The sequence below is a fragment of the Sphingobacterium sp. ML3W genome, assembly GCF_000747525.1.
In the GTDB taxonomy this organism is placed as follows: Bacteria; Bacteroidota; Bacteroidia; order Sphingobacteriales; family Sphingobacteriaceae; genus Sphingobacterium.
In genome coordinates, this window is the sequence record NZ_CP009278.1 from 4,440,802 (window position 1) to 4,458,886 (window position 18,085).

General features: G+C 36.4%; 17 protein-coding genes. 9 read left to right on the forward strand and 8 right to left on the reverse strand.

Annotated features, from left to right (window positions below):
* Positions 1-41: 41 nt before the first annotated feature.
* On the reverse strand, positions 42-623 hold the full coding sequence (locus KO02_RS19055) for an RNA polymerase sigma factor (RefSeq protein ID WP_038700869.1): 582 nt from the start codon (positions 621-623) through the stop codon (positions 42-44).
* Between the two features lie 357 nt (positions 624-980).
* Here KO02_RS19055 and KO02_RS19060 point away from each other — a divergent pair, with 357 nt between their 5' ends.
* Positions 981-2,234 (forward strand): dicarboxylate/amino acid:cation symporter, encoded by a 1,254-nt coding sequence (locus tag KO02_RS19060; protein WP_316929678.1) that lies wholly within the window; start codon positions 981-983, stop codon positions 2,232-2,234.
* On the opposite strand, the gene KO02_RS19065 is transcribed toward KO02_RS19060, so the two are convergent.
* Positions 2,223-3,167: a lipid A deacylase LpxR family protein gene (locus tag KO02_RS19065; RefSeq protein ID WP_038700871.1), complete on the reverse strand. Its 945-nt coding sequence runs from the start codon at positions 3,165-3,167 to the stop codon at positions 2,223-2,225. The genes KO02_RS19060 and KO02_RS19065 overlap by 12 nt on opposite strands.
* A gap of 213 nt (positions 3,168-3,380) precedes the next feature.
* Here KO02_RS19065 and KO02_RS19070 point away from each other — a divergent pair, with 213 nt between their 5' ends.
* The 4 genes from KO02_RS19070 to KO02_RS19085 all read left to right on the forward strand — a co-directional run bounded on the left by KO02_RS19070 (position 3,381) and on the right by KO02_RS19085 (position 8,807).
* Positions 3,381-3,791: a cytochrome c maturation protein CcmE gene (locus KO02_RS19070; RefSeq protein WP_038700873.1), complete on the forward strand. Its 411-nt coding sequence runs from the start codon at positions 3,381-3,383 to the stop codon at positions 3,789-3,791.
* A 20-nt stretch (positions 3,792-3,811) separates the two neighbouring features.
* Positions 3,812-6,277, forward strand: coding sequence for a heme lyase CcmF/NrfE family subunit (locus KO02_RS19075; protein ID WP_038700875.1), 2,466 nt, complete (start codon positions 3,812-3,814; stop codon positions 6,275-6,277).
* Complete coding sequence (locus KO02_RS19080; protein WP_038700877.1) at positions 6,277-7,041, forward strand: Rossmann-like and DUF2520 domain-containing protein; 765 nt, start codon at positions 6,277-6,279, stop codon at positions 7,039-7,041. Before KO02_RS19075 ends, KO02_RS19080 begins: the two co-directional genes overlap by 1 nt.
* 245 nt (positions 7,042-7,286) lie before the next feature.
* Positions 7,287-8,807, forward strand: coding sequence for an FMN-binding glutamate synthase family protein (locus KO02_RS19085; protein WP_235212291.1), 1,521 nt, complete (start codon positions 7,287-7,289; stop codon positions 8,805-8,807).
* Positions 8,808-8,859: 52 nt separating this feature from the next.
* On the opposite strand, the gene KO02_RS19090 is transcribed toward KO02_RS19085, so the two are convergent.
* A complete protein-coding gene (locus tag KO02_RS19090) occupies positions 8,860-9,306 on the reverse strand; it encodes a MarR family winged helix-turn-helix transcriptional regulator (RefSeq protein ID WP_081918433.1) in 447 nt (148 codons plus the stop codon).
* 178 nt (positions 9,307-9,484) lie between these two features.
* Here KO02_RS19090 and KO02_RS19095 point away from each other — a divergent pair, with 178 nt between their 5' ends.
* Positions 9,485-9,862: a hypothetical protein gene (locus KO02_RS19095; protein WP_038700881.1), complete on the forward strand. Its 378-nt coding sequence runs from the start codon at positions 9,485-9,487 to the stop codon at positions 9,860-9,862.
* A 6-nt stretch (positions 9,863-9,868) separates the two neighbouring features.
* On the opposite strand, the gene KO02_RS19100 is transcribed toward KO02_RS19095, so the two are convergent.
* Both KO02_RS19100 and KO02_RS19105 read right to left on the reverse strand, forming a co-directional pair.
* Positions 9,869-10,645 (reverse strand): amidohydrolase, encoded by a 777-nt coding sequence (locus KO02_RS19100; RefSeq protein ID WP_038700883.1) that lies wholly within the window; start codon positions 10,643-10,645, stop codon positions 9,869-9,871.
* 82 nt (positions 10,646-10,727) lie between these two features.
* The gene (locus KO02_RS19105; RefSeq protein ID WP_038700885.1) at positions 10,728-11,696 is read right to left on the reverse strand and encodes a polyprenyl synthetase family protein; all 969 of its coding nucleotides are present in this window, start codon (positions 11,694-11,696) and stop codon (positions 10,728-10,730) included.
* A gap of 270 nt (positions 11,697-11,966) precedes the next feature.
* Between KO02_RS19105 and KO02_RS19110 the strand changes: the two genes are divergently transcribed.
* Positions 11,967-13,130 (forward strand): glycosyltransferase, encoded by a 1,164-nt coding sequence (locus tag KO02_RS19110; protein WP_038700887.1) that lies wholly within the window; start codon positions 11,967-11,969, stop codon positions 13,128-13,130.
* Positions 13,131-13,138: 8 nt separating this feature from the next.
* Positions 13,139-13,468: a metal-sulfur cluster assembly factor gene (locus KO02_RS19115; RefSeq protein WP_038700889.1), complete on the forward strand. Its 330-nt coding sequence runs from the start codon at positions 13,139-13,141 to the stop codon at positions 13,466-13,468.
* 49 nt (positions 13,469-13,517) lie between these two features.
* Here KO02_RS19115 and KO02_RS19120 read toward each other — a convergent pair whose 3' ends face one another.
* From KO02_RS19120 to KO02_RS19130, 3 genes are all read right to left on the reverse strand, one after another.
* A complete protein-coding gene (locus KO02_RS19120; protein WP_038700891.1) occupies positions 13,518-14,759 on the reverse strand; it encodes a cation:proton antiporter in 1,242 nt (413 codons plus the stop codon).
* A gap of 22 nt (positions 14,760-14,781) precedes the next feature.
* Positions 14,782-15,261 (reverse strand): cation:proton antiporter regulatory subunit, encoded by a 480-nt coding sequence (locus tag KO02_RS19125; RefSeq protein WP_038700893.1) that lies wholly within the window; start codon positions 15,259-15,261, stop codon positions 14,782-14,784.
* 212 nt (positions 15,262-15,473) lie between these two features.
* Complete coding sequence (locus KO02_RS19130) at positions 15,474-16,250, reverse strand: MBL fold metallo-hydrolase (protein WP_200878569.1); 777 nt, start codon at positions 16,248-16,250, stop codon at positions 15,474-15,476.
* A 116-nt stretch (positions 16,251-16,366) separates the two neighbouring features.
* Between KO02_RS19130 and recJ the strand changes: the two genes are divergently transcribed.
* Positions 16,367-18,067 (forward strand): single-stranded-DNA-specific exonuclease RecJ, encoded by a 1,701-nt coding sequence (recJ, locus tag KO02_RS19135; protein ID WP_038700895.1) that lies wholly within the window; start codon positions 16,367-16,369, stop codon positions 18,065-18,067.
* Positions 18,068-18,085 lie beyond the last annotated feature (18 nt).

Here is an 18,085-nt window from a genome sequence, read left to right on the forward strand (position 1 = left end):
TAAAATAAAAAAATAGCACGAAAATTAAGAAGTTACAAAAACTACTTTAACCCAACTAGCGTTAAAAAAGAAATGAGCATTAACGAATTTTTTGCCTTTAGTAAGTGCCTAATAGTACTTATAGCACGTGATCGATTGGTATATACAGATGTAGGGCTCATCGCTAATTCAGCAGCTATTTCGTCGACCGTTTTATCCTCTACGTAGGTCAAATTAAAAACTTGCTTTTGTTTTAATGGTAATTTTTCTACCTCACTAAAAATAGCGTGAATAAGTTCGGCATGAATCATCATGGAAAAAGCATCCTTATCATCTGTAAGTAAGTCTTCGTACTCGGAGATGGGCTCTTGTACACCTTTCGCACGTTGTGATCTGATTGCATTGAGACTGGCATTTTTGGCTGCTATATAGACAAAGGCTCGAAGACTTTCCATGGCATGGAAATCCATCCTACGATTCCACACCTTGACAAAAACGTCTGCTAGAATTTCTTCTGCAAGATCTGTTTCCTTAATATAACGCAGGATAAAAAAAAATACTTGCTTGTTGAGTCGATGGTAAATGGTCACAAATCCGGTCTGGCTGTCTCCTTTCAAACTTTCTATCAACTGTAAATCTGTCATAAGGTCGTATGAAAATTAGAGCAACCTCTTTGCACTAACAACTTAAAAGCATAAATTACAAGTGGTAAACAGGTTAGAATTACTATTTTGGTCTAAATTAGAAAACACTTTTTAGAATATCAAGGAGTTAACAATAATTTAAAACAGGAATAAATGGCACGATAGACTTTATAAGGCGCTTTCACTTACTTATTGCGATAAAACAACGTTCAATCGTAAAAGCAATTTTTTATTTATCACCCTTTATATGTTAGTGATTCGTACACAAGTAGCGTGAGTCCTCTATTTACCAAGATCTGCTATAACAAATCGTATTTCAATCACAATTAACAAATAAAAAGAACTAAATTAGTGTGCATGATGACATATTCAACCAACCTATTCTTCCGAAATTATGGCAGTATAATCTTACTTATCGTAGGTATACTGATAGGAAGTCTTATCGGCATCTATCTACCACAAGTTGTGACCTATATCAAACCTTTAGGAGATATTTTTCTAAACCTTTTGTTTGTTGCCGTTATTCCACTTGTTTTCTTTGCGATTGCTTCTTCTATCGCAAATATTGAAGGCACAAGTAAATTGGGGAAAATTCTCGCCGCAATGAGCTTTGTCTTTATCATATCGATCCTCATTTCTGCAAGCGCCACTATCGTAACCCTCTATCTTTTCCCCTTGGAAGTTCCCCATGCACCACAAGTGGAAACGATGTTAAATGATAACCCAAATGATACTTGGGGGGATAAGATGGTTCGGTTTTTAACTGTCTCCGAATTTTGGAAATTATTATCACGAGAAAATATGTTGGCTCTTCTGATATTTTCATTCTTAATTGGCATAGCAACCCGAAAGTCCAACGCCACAGCGCTTCCGTTTAAAGCATTCTTAAATGCTGGAAATGAGGTTATGAAAAATCTATTGATATTAGTCATGAAAATAGCACCGATCGGGCTAGGTGCATATTTTGCTTATCAAGTAAGCAGTCTCGGCCCACAGCTTTTTGGTTTTTATGCGAAACCTCTAGGACTTTACTATATTTTTGGCAGTGTCTATTTCTTTTTAGCTTTTAGCGTATTCGCTTTTATTGCTAATGGTAAATATGGCTTTGTCACTTTCTGGAAGAATAATATTATCCCAAGTTTAACGGCAATAGGTTCTTGCAGTAGTTTAGCTACTATGCCTGCAAACTTACTTGCTGCAAAAAAAATTGGAGTACCCGACGCTATCGCCAATGTGGTCATCCCCTTAGGAACAACCTTACATAAACAAGGTTCGAGTATATCGTCTATTTTTAAAATATATGTGGCATACCTCATTATCGGGAAAGATTTTTTTGAACCTCTAACACTTATCATGGCTTTGGGCATAACTTTGTTAGTGAGTATTGTAGCAGGTGGAATTCCTAATGGAGGCTATATTGGAGAAATTTTAATGATTTCGGTACTCGGACTACCTATTGAAGCCATACCTGCGGTTATGATTATCGGGACTTTAGTAGATCCACTAGCTACAATATTAAATGCAACGGGAGATACTGTTGCCAGTATGGTCGTCACCAAGCTTACTGGAAGTAAATTCCAACCTGCAATGCAAGACAGTTTAAAAACGTAATCCATAAAACAGGCTGCCGTATTGATGGGTATTATAAAGCAATTCTTTGGATTCACGTGATTGAAAAATATAAGACAGTCCAATAGATGATCTCCCTGTAGCGACCATAGCTCCAATCTTGTGACCCATTACCATTTTTTCAATTGTATACGGATACCTTACTGTCGAGTGTTTTATTAATCCCCCTTGAGTGGTCGCATTATAAACCTGATAAGTAACCGATGGGATATAGTATAAAAAGAATTCCTTTGCTTTTGTTTTGCTCTGCACATGCCCTTTTGTAAATAAAGACTCATCAAAAGACCGTAAATGACCCCAACGGATAGGTACGCCAATACTTGCATTTGTATGATTCATCCCTAGGGTTGCGGACCCTAATCCGGAAATATCAAAGTTCTTCCGGAGGGATGTATATAGCAAATATTGGTATTTGATACCCAAATCTAAACCGAAGGTATTGGGTAATTGCTCTTCCCAACCAGAAACCTCATAAATATTAAAAACACGATGGATAACCTCTTGAACTTCCTTCCCTTTTGCTTGTGGACCAATTTGTCCTAATTCAACTTTCAGACTCAATACCTGATTATGCCTATAATATTGGTTCAATTCGCCTGATAAATAAAAATAACCCGCAAAAGGTCTATCCCATTTTTGGGATTTTTCACTTAAATTAACGCCATTGTACATCTTCTGCCCAATTTCGATATCCATCACCCGATTGAGCGTCTTCGAAGTATCTGATTTTAATGCAAATCGATAATTAATCTGGATACCATTGGTGTAATAACGGTCTTGTGCAGTAAATAAATACACATCATTGTCATTCTGTAAAATGAGTTCATGTTTAAAAGATCTTTCTTGTGACCAAGCCAATTGTAAAGTACATAATGCTAAGAGTAAAAAAGCTAAACGCAGTCCAATTAATTTCATTCCATTCACAAGATTGTAAAATTTAAGATATAAACTTAATTAAAGATATCAATTAACATTCAATGGTTCTCACTTAGAATGATTTAAAGCACGTTATTCAACATCTTTAAGTCTATTTAGAAAGGTTATAAATAACTCCACAAAGTTGCAAATTTAGATACTTCGCTAATCTATTTGTAATTTTGCATTCGGTAAAGTGTTAAATTTTTAAAAATGAAAAAAAGTTCCATTATTTTAATCGCCCTCATTGCTGTTGCAATTGCTATGATTCTTGTAATTTACACCGATTCAAGCACCTATTCAACATTTTCAGAAGCTAAAGAGAAAAAGACAGAACTCTATGTTGTCGGCGTACTTAATAAAGATAAAGCATTGCATTATGATCCAAAGACTAATGCCAATCATTTTTCATTCTATATGTATGATAGCGATAGTACTGAATGCGAGGTCGTATTTAATGGTTCGAAACCACAAGATATCGAGCGTTCTGAACAACTTGTATTAACGGGGAAAATGGACGGTAACGTTTTCCATGCCTCAAAGATTTTGATGAAATGTCCTTCAAAATATAACGAGAACGAAGTAGAAGTTTTCGAAACTAACGCTACCGCTTTTAATTACTAATATTCATAATCACCACATAAATGGACGTAAACTACGTAGGCGAGAATCTATTGCCTGGAAAAATAGGTCAATTTTTTATTATTCTATCATTCGGATCAGCACTACTATCTTTCATAAGTTATTATTTTGCTACAAAAAATAAAGAGGATAAATCATGGCAAAAAATTGCTCGGATATCTTTTTGGGTAAATGCGATTTCAATCCTAGCGATTGCAACTACGCTATTTTACATCATTCACAATCATTTATTTGAATACCACTATGCCTATGCACATAGTTCTAAAGCTTTACCCACGCATTATATCATTTCCAGTTTCTGGGAAGGTCAAGAAGGTAGCTTCTTGTTATGGATGTTTTGGCAAAGTGTACTAGGTGGGATACTACTATTTAAAGCTAAAGATTGGGAAAGCTCAGTGATGACTTTCATCATGCTCTGTCAAGTATTCTTAGCTTCTATGATCGTAGGTGTCCAAATCTTCGGATTTCACTTAGGTAGCTCCCCTTTCATTTTATTAAGAGATGCTATCGAAGGTCCTATCTTCAGTCAACCAGATTATCTATCATTAATCCATGATGGAAGAGGATTAAATCCATTATTACAGAATTATTGGATGGTTATCCACCCACCAACGCTATTCTTGGGCTTTGCTTCCATGATTGTTCCATTTGCTTATGCTGCTGCTGCGCTATGGACCAAACGTTATAAAGAATGGATCACTCCAGGTTTACCTTGGGCACTCTTTGCTGTCATGATTTTAGGTGTTGGTATTATTATGGGGTCATTTTGGGCTTATGAAGCGCTTAACTTTGGTGGCTTCTGGGCTTGGGATCCTGTAGAAAATGCATCTATTATCCCTTGGTTTACATTAATAGCTGCAGTTCACGTGATGATTGCCTATAAAAATTCCGGTCATTCATACTTCACAGCGACATTTTTGGCATTAATCAGTTTTGTATTGGTGATTTATGCTTCTTACCTAACGAGAAGTGGTATCCTTGGTGAAACATCCGTGCACTCTTTTACTGACTTAGGCTTAAATGTTCAATTAATTGCTTTTAATGCCACCTTCTTCGTTATCGCTATCGTTGCATTGGTTGTACGTAAAAAACATATGCCAACAACCGAAAAAGAAGAGGATATCTATTCACGCGAGTTTTGGATGTTCATCGGTGCATTGGTATTGACCGTAGCATGTGTTCAAATGATTTCGTCAACTTCTATTCCAGTATTCAATGCTATTTTCGGAACAAAGGTTGCACCACCGTTAGATCCTATTCAACATTATAACAAGTGGCAATCGGGTTTTGCTGTTGTTATCATGATCTTAACTGCTATAAGCCAGTTTTTGAAATATAAGAAAACGGACCCTAGAAAGTTTTTCGCAGCTACTATTGCATCTTTAATCGTAGCTATCTTATTAACTGTTGTGGTTTCCTATATTACAAAAACCTATACGAATCTAATTTTCATCCTCATCACCTTCTCTTCGCTATTCTGTATTCTAGCAAATATTCGTGTATTAGCGGATGCAGTGAAAGGAAAGTGGAAATTAGCGGGTTCATCAGTTGCACATATAGGTTTCGGCCTGTTATTGATCGGCGCGATGGTAGCCGCTTCTACAAATGAGGTTATTTCGATTAACAATACAGGCTACATCGCAGTTTCGGGATTCGATAAGGTTGAAAAACCTGGTGATAACCTTTTCTTAACGGAAGGAGAACCTGTGCAAATGGGCGAATACCGTATCACTTATATTGGAGATAGTATTGCGGAACCAAACGTTTACTACAAAATCAAATATGAAAGTATTGATGAGGAAAGTGGAAAAGTAAAAAATTCATTTGTACTCATGCCATTTGCTCAGAATAACGAAAAAATGGGCGGTTTGATTGGAACTCCTGCTACAAAGCATTACTTTACACATGACGTATATACGTTAATAACAGCAGCTGCCTCTGACTTACAAACGAAGAATGCCAATATTCCTGAGGATCAAAAGACTGGCTTCGAAGACTACGAGGAGCCTGCAACTTATGAGGTCAATGTAGGCGATACTTTACGTTATAGAAATGGATTCTATGTTATCGAAGGTATAAACCGAAATGCACAACTGGAAAACATCCCTAAAGGAGAGAAAGATGTAATCGTCGGCTTAAAGATTAAGGTTGTTGCCTCAGATAAAAAAGAGTACAATGTAGAGCCCGTCTTTTTAATCAAAGATGGTACATCATACGATTTTAATAAGGATGTTAACGAACAAGGATTGCGCTTCCGTTTTTCTAATATTTTGCCTAAAAAGGATAAATTAGAAATTATGGTTTATCAGAAGCCACTCCCTGAAAAGAAATGGATTGTATTCAAAGCAATTAAATTCCCATACATTAATTTCTTCTGGTGTGGAACAATTGTGATGACTATTGGATTCTTTATGTCGATATTCAAAAGAAATAAAGACGCAAAACGACTGGATAAAAAACAAAAATAATGAATATTGTCATCTTAGGAAGTGGGAATGTAGCAACACATTTTGCGCATAACTTCCAGAATAAGGGTCACAAAATAACACAAATATACAGTCAACAAAAGGCCAATGCTCAAGCATTGGCCTTTACTGTAAATGCTGCTTCCGTATCGGACACTGCTGCTATTAATTTAGAAGCTGACCTATATATTATAGCCGTTAGTGATCAGGTGATCAGCAATATGGTATCTGCCCTTCCTGCAGATCTACGTGGTGTAGTTACCCACTGTTCTGGTGCTACGGATATGGCTATATTAGCCAAATTCAACCGATATGGTGTTATTTACCCACCGCAATCCATATCAAAAAACAAAGAGACAGATTTTAGCTTAATTCCATTTTGTATCGAAGGAAATACATATGAAACTTTCAACTTACTATTTGAATGTATCCATGAAATGGCTCCAAAATCTATACCTTGTGATTCGGTTCAACGATTAGCCATTCATATCGCTTCGGTATTCGCCAATAACTTTAGTAATGCCTTGTTCCAGATTAGTTGTGAAATTTTAGAACAGCATAATTTACCCTTCGATTTGATCCGCCCAATTATACTAGAAACAGCTGAAAAAGTACAATCAAGGCTTCCAAATGAAGTTCAGACAGGACCGGCCATTAGAAATGACACAAACACGATAAAAAAGCATTTAAATTTTATCAGAGAACAAGATGATTGGAAACAAATCTATCAACTATTGTCACAAGAGATTGTAAAAAGAAAAAGCTAATTATCATTTCTTTACTAAGTTTTTAAAACTACTTGCTAGCTCCCTAAAATTTTCGTTTACATCAAGTAACTTAGTACTTTTGCTGTATTGAAAATGAATATTGGTTCAATATTTGAAAGCTTATCTACAATAAAATTTAAGCGATCTTTGAACATGATAGCTGTAAACACATTTTCTATTTAAAAAAAATAAAGAGTCTAAATACAATTTAAATTATGACCGTTAGAAAATTAATTCTTGGCACCATGACTGTAATCAATTTGATTATAATCTCCTTTGGTCTTATTTTTACACCACAATGGTTTTGGTTATTAGTCATACCGATGCCGCTTCTATTTGTGGCTTTATACCACAGTTTTCAGCATAAACATGCCATCTTGCGTAATTATCCTTTAGTAGGTTATTTTCGCTATTTCTTCGAATCAATTCGCCCAGAATTACGTCAGTATTTTTGGGAATCTGATACCGATGGACGTCCATTCAATAGAAGACAGCGCTCCATTGTTTACCAACGCGCTAAGAATGAAAGAGAGACAGTGGCTTTTGGTATGCAGACTGATCCACAGACCGTAGGTAACGAATGGGCTGCACACTCGGTGTTTCCGTGTCATATTGAGAACCATGATTTAAGAACTACAGTTGGAAATGCTGCTTGTAAGCATCCCTATAGTTTAAGCTTATTCAATATTTCTGCAATGAGTTATGGCGCTTTGAGTAAAACGGCTATTACAGCATTAAATAAAGGTGCACAATTGCAAAATTTCGCACACAATACAGGTGAAGGTGGTATTAGTGATTATCACAACAGCGGTGGCGACCTCATCTGGCAAGTGGGTACCGGTTATTTCGGATGCAGAACACATGATGGTAAGTTTGACGCTGAACTCTTTAGGGAAAAGACATCACGTCCTAACATCAAGATGATTGAATTGAAAATATCGCAAGGTGCGAAACCAGGTCATGGAGGAATTCTTCCTGCAGCTAAGAACACCCCAGAGGTAGCGGCAATTCGACACGTCATCCCGGGAACTGATGTGATGTCTCCTCCTGCACATAGTGCATTCTCCAATCCCATTGAAATGATGGAATTCATTCACAAGATGAAAGAATTAAGTGATTTCAAACCTGTTGGATTTAAGATGTGTATCGGTGATAAACAAGAGTTTATTGAGATTTGTCGTGCAATGCAGACCACCCAAATATTTCCAGATTTTATTGCTATTGATGGTTCTGAAGGTGGAACAGGAGCTGCTCCATTGGAGTTCACAGATAACTTAGGAATGCCTCTTTATGATGCATTAGCTTTTGTAACAAAAACTTTAATTGCATTTGGTTTGAAAAAGCACATCAAATTATTGGTGTCAAGTAGAATTGTGACTGGCTTTGATTTATTAAAAGTTATCGCATTGGGAGCAGATGCTTGCTATAGTGCTAGAGGAATGATGTTCGCACTAGGATGTATTCAGGCATTGAAATGTAATGAGGATACCTGTCCAGTTGGGGTTGCTACACAACAACCGCACTTATACAAAGGATTGGATGTGAATGATAAATATGTACGTGTAGCGCAGTTTCACCGCAATACCTTACGTGCTACAGTTGAAATAATGGAAGCTTGTGGTTTCAAAACGATATCAGACGTTAGCGCTGATAAGTTCTTTAGAAAAATCGATGCTGTAAATACAGCAAGTTTTCAAGACATCTATTTTGGCAGAGAAGGACGATTAATCGAAAGTCATACAGACTTTGAAGCAAAAATATTTTAAATAAGAAATAGCAAATAAGAAAAGGCCTTTAATCGATTAAAGGCCTTTTCTTTTACTTTCTTAAATTACAGATTACTTGTTGAAGCGTTACTTGCGCCATTCCTATAGTCTCTGGACATACACCATCTAATGCCTCAGCAATAGTCTTATTAGCCTGCTGCATACCCATTTCTTTCAGTTTACGGGCTGATTTAGTGAGGTAAATTAAATTAGATCTACGATCTTCTTTATCATTCACACGAATAACTAGGTTTAATTTTTCTAAATTATTGATTAGTCTAGTAATACTTGGTTTGTCTCTAAAGGTCCTTGTGGCCAATTCTTGCTGCGTCAGTCCTTCCTCTAGCCACAAATTGTACAGAATACTCCATTGCTCAGCTGTAATATTGATTCCCACATCTTTTAAATTACGCTGCATTCTACGCGATATCGCAGTTGTCGCTTTGCCAGTTAGAAAATCATAGAATTCTATCTTTCCAATTAAATCTTCATTAAGCATAATAATCAAAGTCTTTTTAGGTTATAATATATAATACTTTTTATCCAAAGAGGAGACTTATTTTCTAAAAAAATAAAATTAACTACGACTCCCTGGTTAAATAGGTTTATATCTATAAATATATAACTTTACATGGTATAACAAAAATTTAAATTGATTTTTTTTGTATCTTCATGACATGGAAAAGTTTATACCTCTCTTAATCGGATTAGCAATTTTTGGCTTCAAATCATACCAAAACTATGTTAAAGAACAGGAAGCAGCATTAAAAAGAAAAAAATCAATGGCTCCTGTACCAACAAAAGCTGAAAAACCTGTTCATAAAACATACGTTAAGGAAACAAGGTCGGATGCACCTAAGCCTTCCTATATCGAGGAAATAAAAGAAATGAACGAAATCCAACGATTTAAAAAAGACCGAGAGGAGCATCGTTTAGCCATGAGTAGGAAAACTAATCTGAATGGAGAAAATCAAAAAAAGGATATTCCAACTGAAGATTTTGACTTGAGAAAAGCTGTAGTCATGTCCATTATATTGGATAGACCCTATCAATAATATCGCTTAATCTATTGTGAAAGAATCAGCGTCTTGTAAAAATGGAAAATTTCTACGGGCTTCCTGAAGATCTCTTGGCTGAAGGGTGAACGTATACAAATCCTCATCCTCAGGCTTGTAATATACCACATCTCCTAAAGGCGAGATGCACATGGAGCCTCCTGAATAATAGACATCATTACCATCGTGTCCTACACGATTTACACCAACCACAAAAGCTTGGTTTTCGATAGCACGTGCGGGAATCAATGTGCGCCAATGTGCTGAACGTTTATCTGGCCAATTGGCTGTATAAACCAATAAATCATATGCGCCACCGATATTTCTAGACCAAACTGGGAAGCGTATGTCATAACAGATCATCGGACAGATATTCCATCCTCTGATATTCACGATGATGCGCTCACGACCTGGCGTAAAGTATAGATTTTCTTTTGCAAGCCCAAATAAATGGCGTTTATCATACTTTACATATGTACCATCAGGAGACATCCAAACAAAACGATTGTAATATTTCTCTTCCTCTACAATAATCAGTGAGCCTGCAATAACACAGTTTAAACTCTGAGACATATGAAATAACCATTTCATGGTTTTACCGTCGATAGGTTCTGCACACTTTTCCACATTGTTGGTAAAGCCTGTATTAAACATTTCAGGTAAAATAATGAGATCCGTCTTTTCCCTCAAATTCGAAAGTTTAAGGGCAAGGTTACTCAAGTTTTTATCAACATTTTCCCAAAAAAGGTATGCTTGAAAGATTGTTACTTTTAACGGTTCCATTTTAGTTGTTTCGTGTAATATGATGAACTAAGTCTACAAATTAAGAATTTTTTAAATAAATATAGACAATTTATAAATTTTGCTATTGTTCTCTAATAAGTAGCTGATTCGATAATGTAATTAACGCCTCCTTCTTATCATTTGGTATATTGATAGCAGACAATCTTTCAAATGCTTGTTTGGTATAGCTATCTTTCAACTCATCAGCTGATGATTTAATAGCATACTTTTGATACAAGTGCAATACACCAGCAATTTTGTTAGGATTATCTGCTAAAGTAGAAGCTAATAATAAGTCTAACGCTGGTTTATCTTCTTTTTCAACAATTTCAAGTAATCGAACGAGTAAGTAAGTCTTTTTATTTATTAAAATATCACCTCCAACTTGTTTACCAAAAGTTTCGGGATTACCATAGGCATCCAAAACATCATCTTGGAGTTGAAAAGCAATACCTATATTTTCACCGAACTCATATATCAGTTTTTGATCTTGGAGACTCGCCCCAGCTAAAATAGCACCCATCTGCAGCGCACCTCCTAATAAGACAGAAGTTTTGAGCTTAATCATCTCCAGATATTGCGACATGCTGATGGATTCTGCATGTTCATAATCCATATCCAATTGTTGTCCTTCGCAAACTTGCATAGCGACACGATTGAAGGTTTTCAATAATTCAGGGATGTATAGTGGTGGACAATTCGCCAGCTCTTGGTATCCCTTAACCAATAATCCATCACCAGAAAGAATCGCAACATTGATGTCCCATTTCTCATGAACGGTCTGTTTTCCTCTTCTCAATGGTGCTTTATCCATAACATCGTCATGGACAAGGGAGAAGTTATGAAAATATTCTATCGATTTTGCAGCAGACAAAGCATCCATAATTTCTCCTATTCCAAACATCTCAGCGGCCATCAATGTTAAAGTCGGTCGAATACGCTTTCCTCCTAAACTTAAAAAATAACGAATAGGATCATATAAATTGGAAGGTTGATTCGGAAATTGACTGTTTTTAATCGAGTCAAAGATTAGTTTTTGTAAATGCTGCATAGTATCTTGTCATCGTCACCTAATGATATGCGAAGATAGGAATTATATGAACAATCTTTTGATAAGTCCGGTTGAAAACCGTTTTATTGACACAAAATAGTACACTTCTATTATAAAAGAATCCTTGGTGGGGGAGCAGAAATCCATACGGAGAAACAATCACGAACGTGATATAAAATAAACGCTCAGAAATAGGTTTATTTTATATCCGATGCAATTATAATTGTACATAAAACAAATTTATCTAAGTTTGTAAAAAAGCAAGTACCCATGCGCATTTTAATCATCCATACTTTTTATCAGAATCCAGGAGGAGAAGACACCGTTTTTCAACAAGAAAGCAAACTGCTTGCTATGGATAATGAGGTGGCTTTGCTGACCTTTCAAAACAAAAAAGGATGGAGAGGGGCTTTGCAGACTCTTTCTTCTTTTTGGAACGTTTCGGCGTCAAATCGTGTCAAAAGAACAATCAAGGAGTTTAAACCTGAAGTTGTCCATATCCACAATACTCACTACGCTTCTGGCCCCATTATCCTACGTGCAGTTCACCAGATGGGTATTCCACTTGTAATGACATTACATAATTTTCGTCTCCTTTGTCCATCGGCCATACTTTATCATGATAAAGCATTGTTCCTTTCTAGCTTACAAGAAAGTTTTCCATGGACGGCTATCAAACTGGGTGTCATGGACAATTCTGTTATTAAAACTTTTGTTCTTGCTTTGAATTATTGGTTTCACAGAAAAATCGGGACATGGAATAGGGTAGATCGATACATCGCACTCTCCAGCTTCGCAAAAAACTTGTTCATAAATTCGACCTTAAATGTTCAAGCTCGCAAGTTCAGCATCAAGCCCAACTTTACTTTTCCAATTGACAAGTACAATGCTACTTATGCTGATTATTTTATCTATATTGGAAGATTGACGGAGGAAAAGGGTGTTTTAGATTTATTGGAGGCATTCTCTAGAATTAGCGATAAAATACTGATCATCGGTGATGGAGAATTGAAGCAAGAGGTTTTAGATGCTGCATCTAAAAATGAGAACATAAAATACTTAGGCTTTAAATCGCGCGATGAGATTATACCATTGGTCGAAAAAGCAGCGGCTTTGATCGTACCCTCTATTTGGTTTGAAGGTATGCCTATGACTATATTAGAAGCTTTTTCAGTAGGAACACCTGTGTTAGGTAGTAATATTGGAGCACTTCAAGAATTAATTATTCCAAATAAAACTGGTTTATTGTTTTCTCCACAAAATGTGGATAGCATATTGAAAACTGTAAGCCAATGGAAAGATTACAATTCTGAAGAAAAATTTAACATTAGACAAACAACTAAAGAATTCTATTTTAGTAATTTTACTCCTGAGGAGAACAAAGAGAAACTATTACATATCTATCATGAGGCAATTCACGATAGCACTAAATAATAATTAAGATGAGTATTATAATTCTAGATAAGTTAAATATTGCCCCGGCCATACAAGCTGCATTAGAAACTGTTTATGATCCTGAATTAAAACCAGCCAATATCGTGGATTTAGGCTTGGTATATGAAATCATAACTAAAGAAAATGGCACTGCCAAGATTGTCATGACGTTGACTGCTCCGGGCTGCCCTGTTGCGGGTCAAATAATGGATGAAGTACAGAGTAAAGTTGCAGCAGTACCAGGGGTAACGGAGGCACTTGTTGAATTAACATTCGACCCACCATGGACAAGAGATATGATGAGTGAGGAGGCCCAATTAGAATTAGGCTTCTTATAAGAAAAAAGGGAATCTAGTGCTAGATTCCCTTTTTTTATGCTATATTTATTTATGACATCGGACCTGATTCCAAGTCACTTAATTTCTTAATTGTCTTGGGCTTTACCTCATCTTTACCGAATAACTTAACCCAAATGGTGCGTGATTCTTTCGTCAACAATGGTGAAACAATGGATAGAATCAACACATAAACGACAACAAAAGATTGGATAACAGGCAATAATGCTCCGGCCTTACCAATATTAGCCATAATGATGGAAAATTCTCCTCTGGCTGATAATGTAAAACCAATATCAAAAGCGGTTTTATGCTTCATACCTGAAAATCTTGCTGCAAAATATCCAGATGCTAGATTTCCTAGGATCGTGACAACTGCTGCTATGGAAGCCCATAAAACGGCTCCTCCAAGCGAAAGCATATCTATAGACAAACCAAAACTAAAGAAGAACATGGCTCCAAAAAAATCTTTATAGGGTAACACCATTGCTTCGATTTTTTTAATATACTGCGAATCTGCTAGTACCAAACCTGCCATCAATGCACCAATAGCCTCTGCTACATGTATTGTCTCCGAAAATCCTGCCGTTATAAACAATAAAGCAAATATGACAAGGACAAATAATTCGGAAGATTTGACTTGCAGTAATTTGTCAATAGCGGGAACTAATTTTCTTCCTAAAACTAAGAATGTTAAAATAAATCCTAATGCGAGTAAAGAAGTCCCAACAACTGTCCACATCGAACTGCTCCCTGTTAATATCAATCCTGAAAGGAACGAGATATGCATAGCAATGAATAAATCATCAAACATAATCATCCCCATGATTACTTCTGTCTCTGGATTTGCGGTACGCTTTAAGTCGGTCAACACCTTCGCAACGATAGCGGTGGATGAACTGGTCATAATACCACACAACACCATCATCTCTTTAAAGGGTAAATCCATCATCCAACCGATTAAGAGGCCGGATACGAAATTGAGCAATACATATACCGTACCACCTGTTACAATAGATTTTCCCGATTTAATCAAACGCCCAACAGAAAATTCGAGTCCTAGATAAAATAAGAGAAACAAAACGCCTAAGCGTCCCATAAAATCAATAAATGGTTTACTTTCTGTAAAGGTGAGATCAATATGACCGATTTGAGGAGCATGTTGCCCCAATACCATACCAATTAATATAAAAAAGGGAATGACAGAAAACTTCAGTTTATTAGCAATTAAACCAACAAACGCAACAAGGCTAATGGCAATTCCAATTTCTAAAATAAGTGTTTGTGATGGCATAAAAATTTACTTTTCTTAAACGTTATAATAATATTTCCTTTAATAATTTAATATTATTCTTTTTACCAGCTATAACGAGCGTAGTCCCCGGACTGATCATATAATCGGGACCTGGGTTAATAACCGTATTATCACCTAATATACCTGCAATGATGGATGCTCCTGTACGTTGACGTACCTCGAGCTGTCCAATCGTTTTATTAGCACCTTCGCATTTACCTTCAACTTTATACCACTCGATTCTCAAATCATCTAAAGCGACTTCAATTGTCTCTAATGCTTTTGGCTTATAGGATAATCCTCCTATAATCCCTGCTACCTGTCGAGACTCTTCGTCACTTAGCGTCATGACACAGCGTGATTCGCTTTCTTCCTCATCATAACGATATAATTCTCTTCGACCATCGTCATGAATAACCACGACCATATTGTCTCCAGCTTCAGTTTCAATTTGGTACTTCTTCCCTATACCAATAAGATCCGACTCTCTTACAATAGACATATTTCTTTGCTTTTTATAAAACTTAATTTTTACTGGCGGATGTAAATGGCATATCGCGCAGTTTCATACAAACTTAGATAAAAATTCATTCATATCAGCATTTCTAGCGACCAATAAATAATCAAAACGCAATAAAATTGGCAAATAAACGAACTAATTCACAGGCATATACTACAAAAAAGCTGCTCATTTTTTAATTGAGCAGCTTGAAATTATTTCGCTTCTATCATTTCGTAAGTTCCATCCGACCGAAGCTTGGGTTGTCCAATGGCAAAGCTTTTAGCATGATAGAAAAGATAAATCCAATTTTCAGGAGCACCTTGTTTCCAATATTCTTGGCGCAACTGTTTTGAAAGACGACCATTGTCATCATACTTTGCGATATGATTATGAATAATTTCTTCTGGCTTTGGCAATACATCTCCGCCAAAAAAATAATGGTTATCACCTGTTTCAATATGAAACACTTGATGATTGCGGGTATGTCCCCCACTCCGTTTAAATGCAATCTCATGGTTAACGCTCCCCGCACCTTCCACTAGGTTTAAATTACCACTTCGCTGTACGACATCAAAAATCTCCGTGCGATAGGATGGGTTAATACCTGAATAAGCATCCTCCCATTCCCCACGTTGTACGATATACTCTGCTTCTGGAAATGCTATCCGACCAACACCGTCCTCAAAATTCACCATACCGCCCGCATGATCTTTATGCAAATGAGACATCAGTACATATTTCACATCTTTAGGTTCATATCCCATCTTTTTAAGGTTTTGGTAAAGCAAGAGCGTTCCGTTTTCATCCTTTAGGCCGAGTCCTGTGTCACATAAAATTGGACCATTGGGGCTTTCTATCAAAAATGGATGAACCTGAATAAACATGGAACCTGGTCGATCGGTCGCGTTATGAAGGGCTGGGTCAAATGGAATAAATTTTTTCGAGGCATCCACTGAAAATGACCCTTCGAATAAGGAATATGCTTGCATTATCTTTAAATTATTGGAAACTTGCGTGTTATACAACACACGACCATTCCCCTATTCTATAATTAGGTTAGTCAATAGACAAAACGTATATTTACACATAATTACGATGCAAAGATATGCAAAAAAGGTGGGTACTAAAATCTAAAAGTGAAGTCAAAAAAGTCAATCAATTAAGCAATGAACTGGGTATTAATCCAGTATTAGCAGAATTATTAGTCAGTAGAAATATTGAAACTTTTGATGCTTCCAAGCAATTTTTTAGACCTTCTTTAGATCAACTCCACAATCCATTCTTAATGCAAGACATGGAAAAGGCGATTGCCAGAATTACGACAGCAATCGGTCAAAATGAAAAGATTTTAATTTACGGAGATTACGATGTGGATGGAACTACTGCTGTAGCTCTTGTATACAGTTTTTTTCGAGAGTTTCATTCTCGTATCGAATTTTACATTCCAGATCGCTATGCAGAAGGATATGGAATATCCACACAGGGTATTGATTATGCCTATGAAAATGGCTTCTCCTTAATAATTGCTTTAGACTGTGGTATTAAAGCAAATGATAAGGTCGAGTACGCCAACTCTAAAAACATTGACTTTATAATTGGTGACCACCATTTACCTGGAGATGAATTACCAGACGCTTGTGCTGTACTGGATCCTAAAAGGAATGACTGTCCGTATCCGTATAAAGAGTTATCGGGTTGCGGAATAGGTTTTAAACTTATTCAAGCATTCATCATGAAAAATGATATGTCGCTGGATGTATGCTATCAATATCTAGATTTAGTAGCTGTTAGTATTGCATCGGACATTGTCCCAATCACGGGTGAAAACCGGATCCTTTCGCATTTTGGACTCATAAAACTCAATACCAATCCGTGCTGTGGGCTTCAGGCATTAATTGATCTATCGACAAATAAAACGAAAATATTTACGGTAAATGATATCGTATTTCAAATTGGACCACGTATTAATGCCTCAGGGCGAATCGACCATGCAAAAGATGCCGTTAAATTATTGATTTCAAAATCATTACAAGAAGCAAAAGATTTCAGCATCAACATCGATGATCAAAACAATCAACGTAAGGATTTTGATTTACGTATAACAGAAGAAGCTCTCGCTATAATCGATGATAATGATTCGCTTAAAACCAGAAAATCAACGGTACTCTATAAGGCTGATTGGCACAAAGGTGTTATCGGTATCGTCGCATCACGATTGACCGAGAAATACTATAGACCAACGATTATACTGACAGAGACGAATGGCCATATAGCAGGATCTTGCCGTTCTGTGATTGGATTCGACCTCTATGAGGCTTTAAGCGAATGCAGGGATTTATTGGATCAGTTTGGCGGACATAAATACGCGGCCGGATTAACCATGCAGGTTGGGAACATTAAATTATTTCAAGATCGCTTTGAAGAAGTCGTAACAAAACTAATCAAGCCTGAAATGCTAACCCAGGAAATCTTAATTGACATGAAACTACATCTGCAAGATATAGATGCTAAATTTCATCGGATATTAAGTCAATTTGAGCCTCTGGGGCCTCAAAATGAAAGTCCCATATTTTTAAGCCAAAAGGTAAATTTAATCGGATCTGCATATCTAGTAGGCACGAATCACTTAAAAATGACCATTAACCAAGAAAACTCCCCTGCTTTCGACTGCATCGGTTTTGGCATGTCCGAACATATTCAACATATCAATAGCGGCAAACCTTTTGATATATGCTATAGCATAGAGGAAAATGTTTGGCGTGGTAAAAAGAATTTGCAATTAAATCTAAAAGGAATTCGATATTAAATATATTTGTTATAAGAT

Bases quoted from the DNA above. Each gene is read 5' to 3' on its own strand.
- KO02_RS19055 (WP_038700869.1), bottom strand. From the start codon at position 623: ATGACAGATTTACAGTTGATAGAAAGTTTGAAAGGAGACAGCCAGACC.
- KO02_RS19060 (WP_316929678.1), top strand. From the start codon at position 981: ATGATGACATATTCAACCAACCTATTCTTCCGAAATTATGGCAGTATA.
- KO02_RS19065 (WP_038700871.1), bottom strand. From the start codon at position 3,167: ATGAAATTAATTGGACTGCGTTTAGCTTTTTTACTCTTAGCATTATGT.
- KO02_RS19070 (WP_038700873.1), top strand. From the start codon at position 3,381: ATGAAAAAAAGTTCCATTATTTTAATCGCCCTCATTGCTGTTGCAATT.
- KO02_RS19075 (WP_038700875.1), top strand. From the start codon at position 3,812: ATGGACGTAAACTACGTAGGCGAGAATCTATTGCCTGGAAAAATAGGT.
- KO02_RS19080 (WP_038700877.1), top strand. From the start codon at position 6,277: ATGAATATTGTCATCTTAGGAAGTGGGAATGTAGCAACACATTTTGCG.
- KO02_RS19085 (WP_235212291.1), top strand. From the start codon at position 7,287: ATGACTGTAATCAATTTGATTATAATCTCCTTTGGTCTTATTTTTACA.
- KO02_RS19090 (WP_081918433.1), bottom strand. From the start codon at position 9,306: ATGCTTAATGAAGATTTAATTGGAAAGATAGAATTCTATGATTTTCTA.
- KO02_RS19095 (WP_038700881.1), top strand. From the start codon at position 9,485: ATGGAAAAGTTTATACCTCTCTTAATCGGATTAGCAATTTTTGGCTTC.
- KO02_RS19100 (WP_038700883.1), bottom strand. From the start codon at position 10,645: ATGGAACCGTTAAAAGTAACAATCTTTCAAGCATACCTTTTTTGGGAA.
- KO02_RS19105 (WP_038700885.1), bottom strand. From the start codon at position 11,696: ATGCAGCATTTACAAAAACTAATCTTTGACTCGATTAAAAACAGTCAA.
- KO02_RS19110 (WP_038700887.1), top strand. From the start codon at position 11,967: ATGCGCATTTTAATCATCCATACTTTTTATCAGAATCCAGGAGGAGAA.
- KO02_RS19115 (WP_038700889.1), top strand. From the start codon at position 13,139: ATGAGTATTATAATTCTAGATAAGTTAAATATTGCCCCGGCCATACAA.
- KO02_RS19120 (WP_038700891.1), bottom strand. From the start codon at position 14,759: ATGCCATCACAAACACTTATTTTAGAAATTGGAATTGCCATTAGCCTT.
- KO02_RS19125 (WP_038700893.1), bottom strand. From the start codon at position 15,261: ATGTCTATTGTAAGAGAGTCGGATCTTATTGGTATAGGGAAGAAGTAC.
- KO02_RS19130 (WP_200878569.1), bottom strand. From the start codon at position 16,250: ATGCAAGCATATTCCTTATTCGAAGGGTCATTTTCAGTGGATGCCTCG.
- recJ (WP_038700895.1), top strand. From the start codon at position 16,367: ATGCAAAAAAGGTGGGTACTAAAATCTAAAAGTGAAGTCAAAAAAGTC.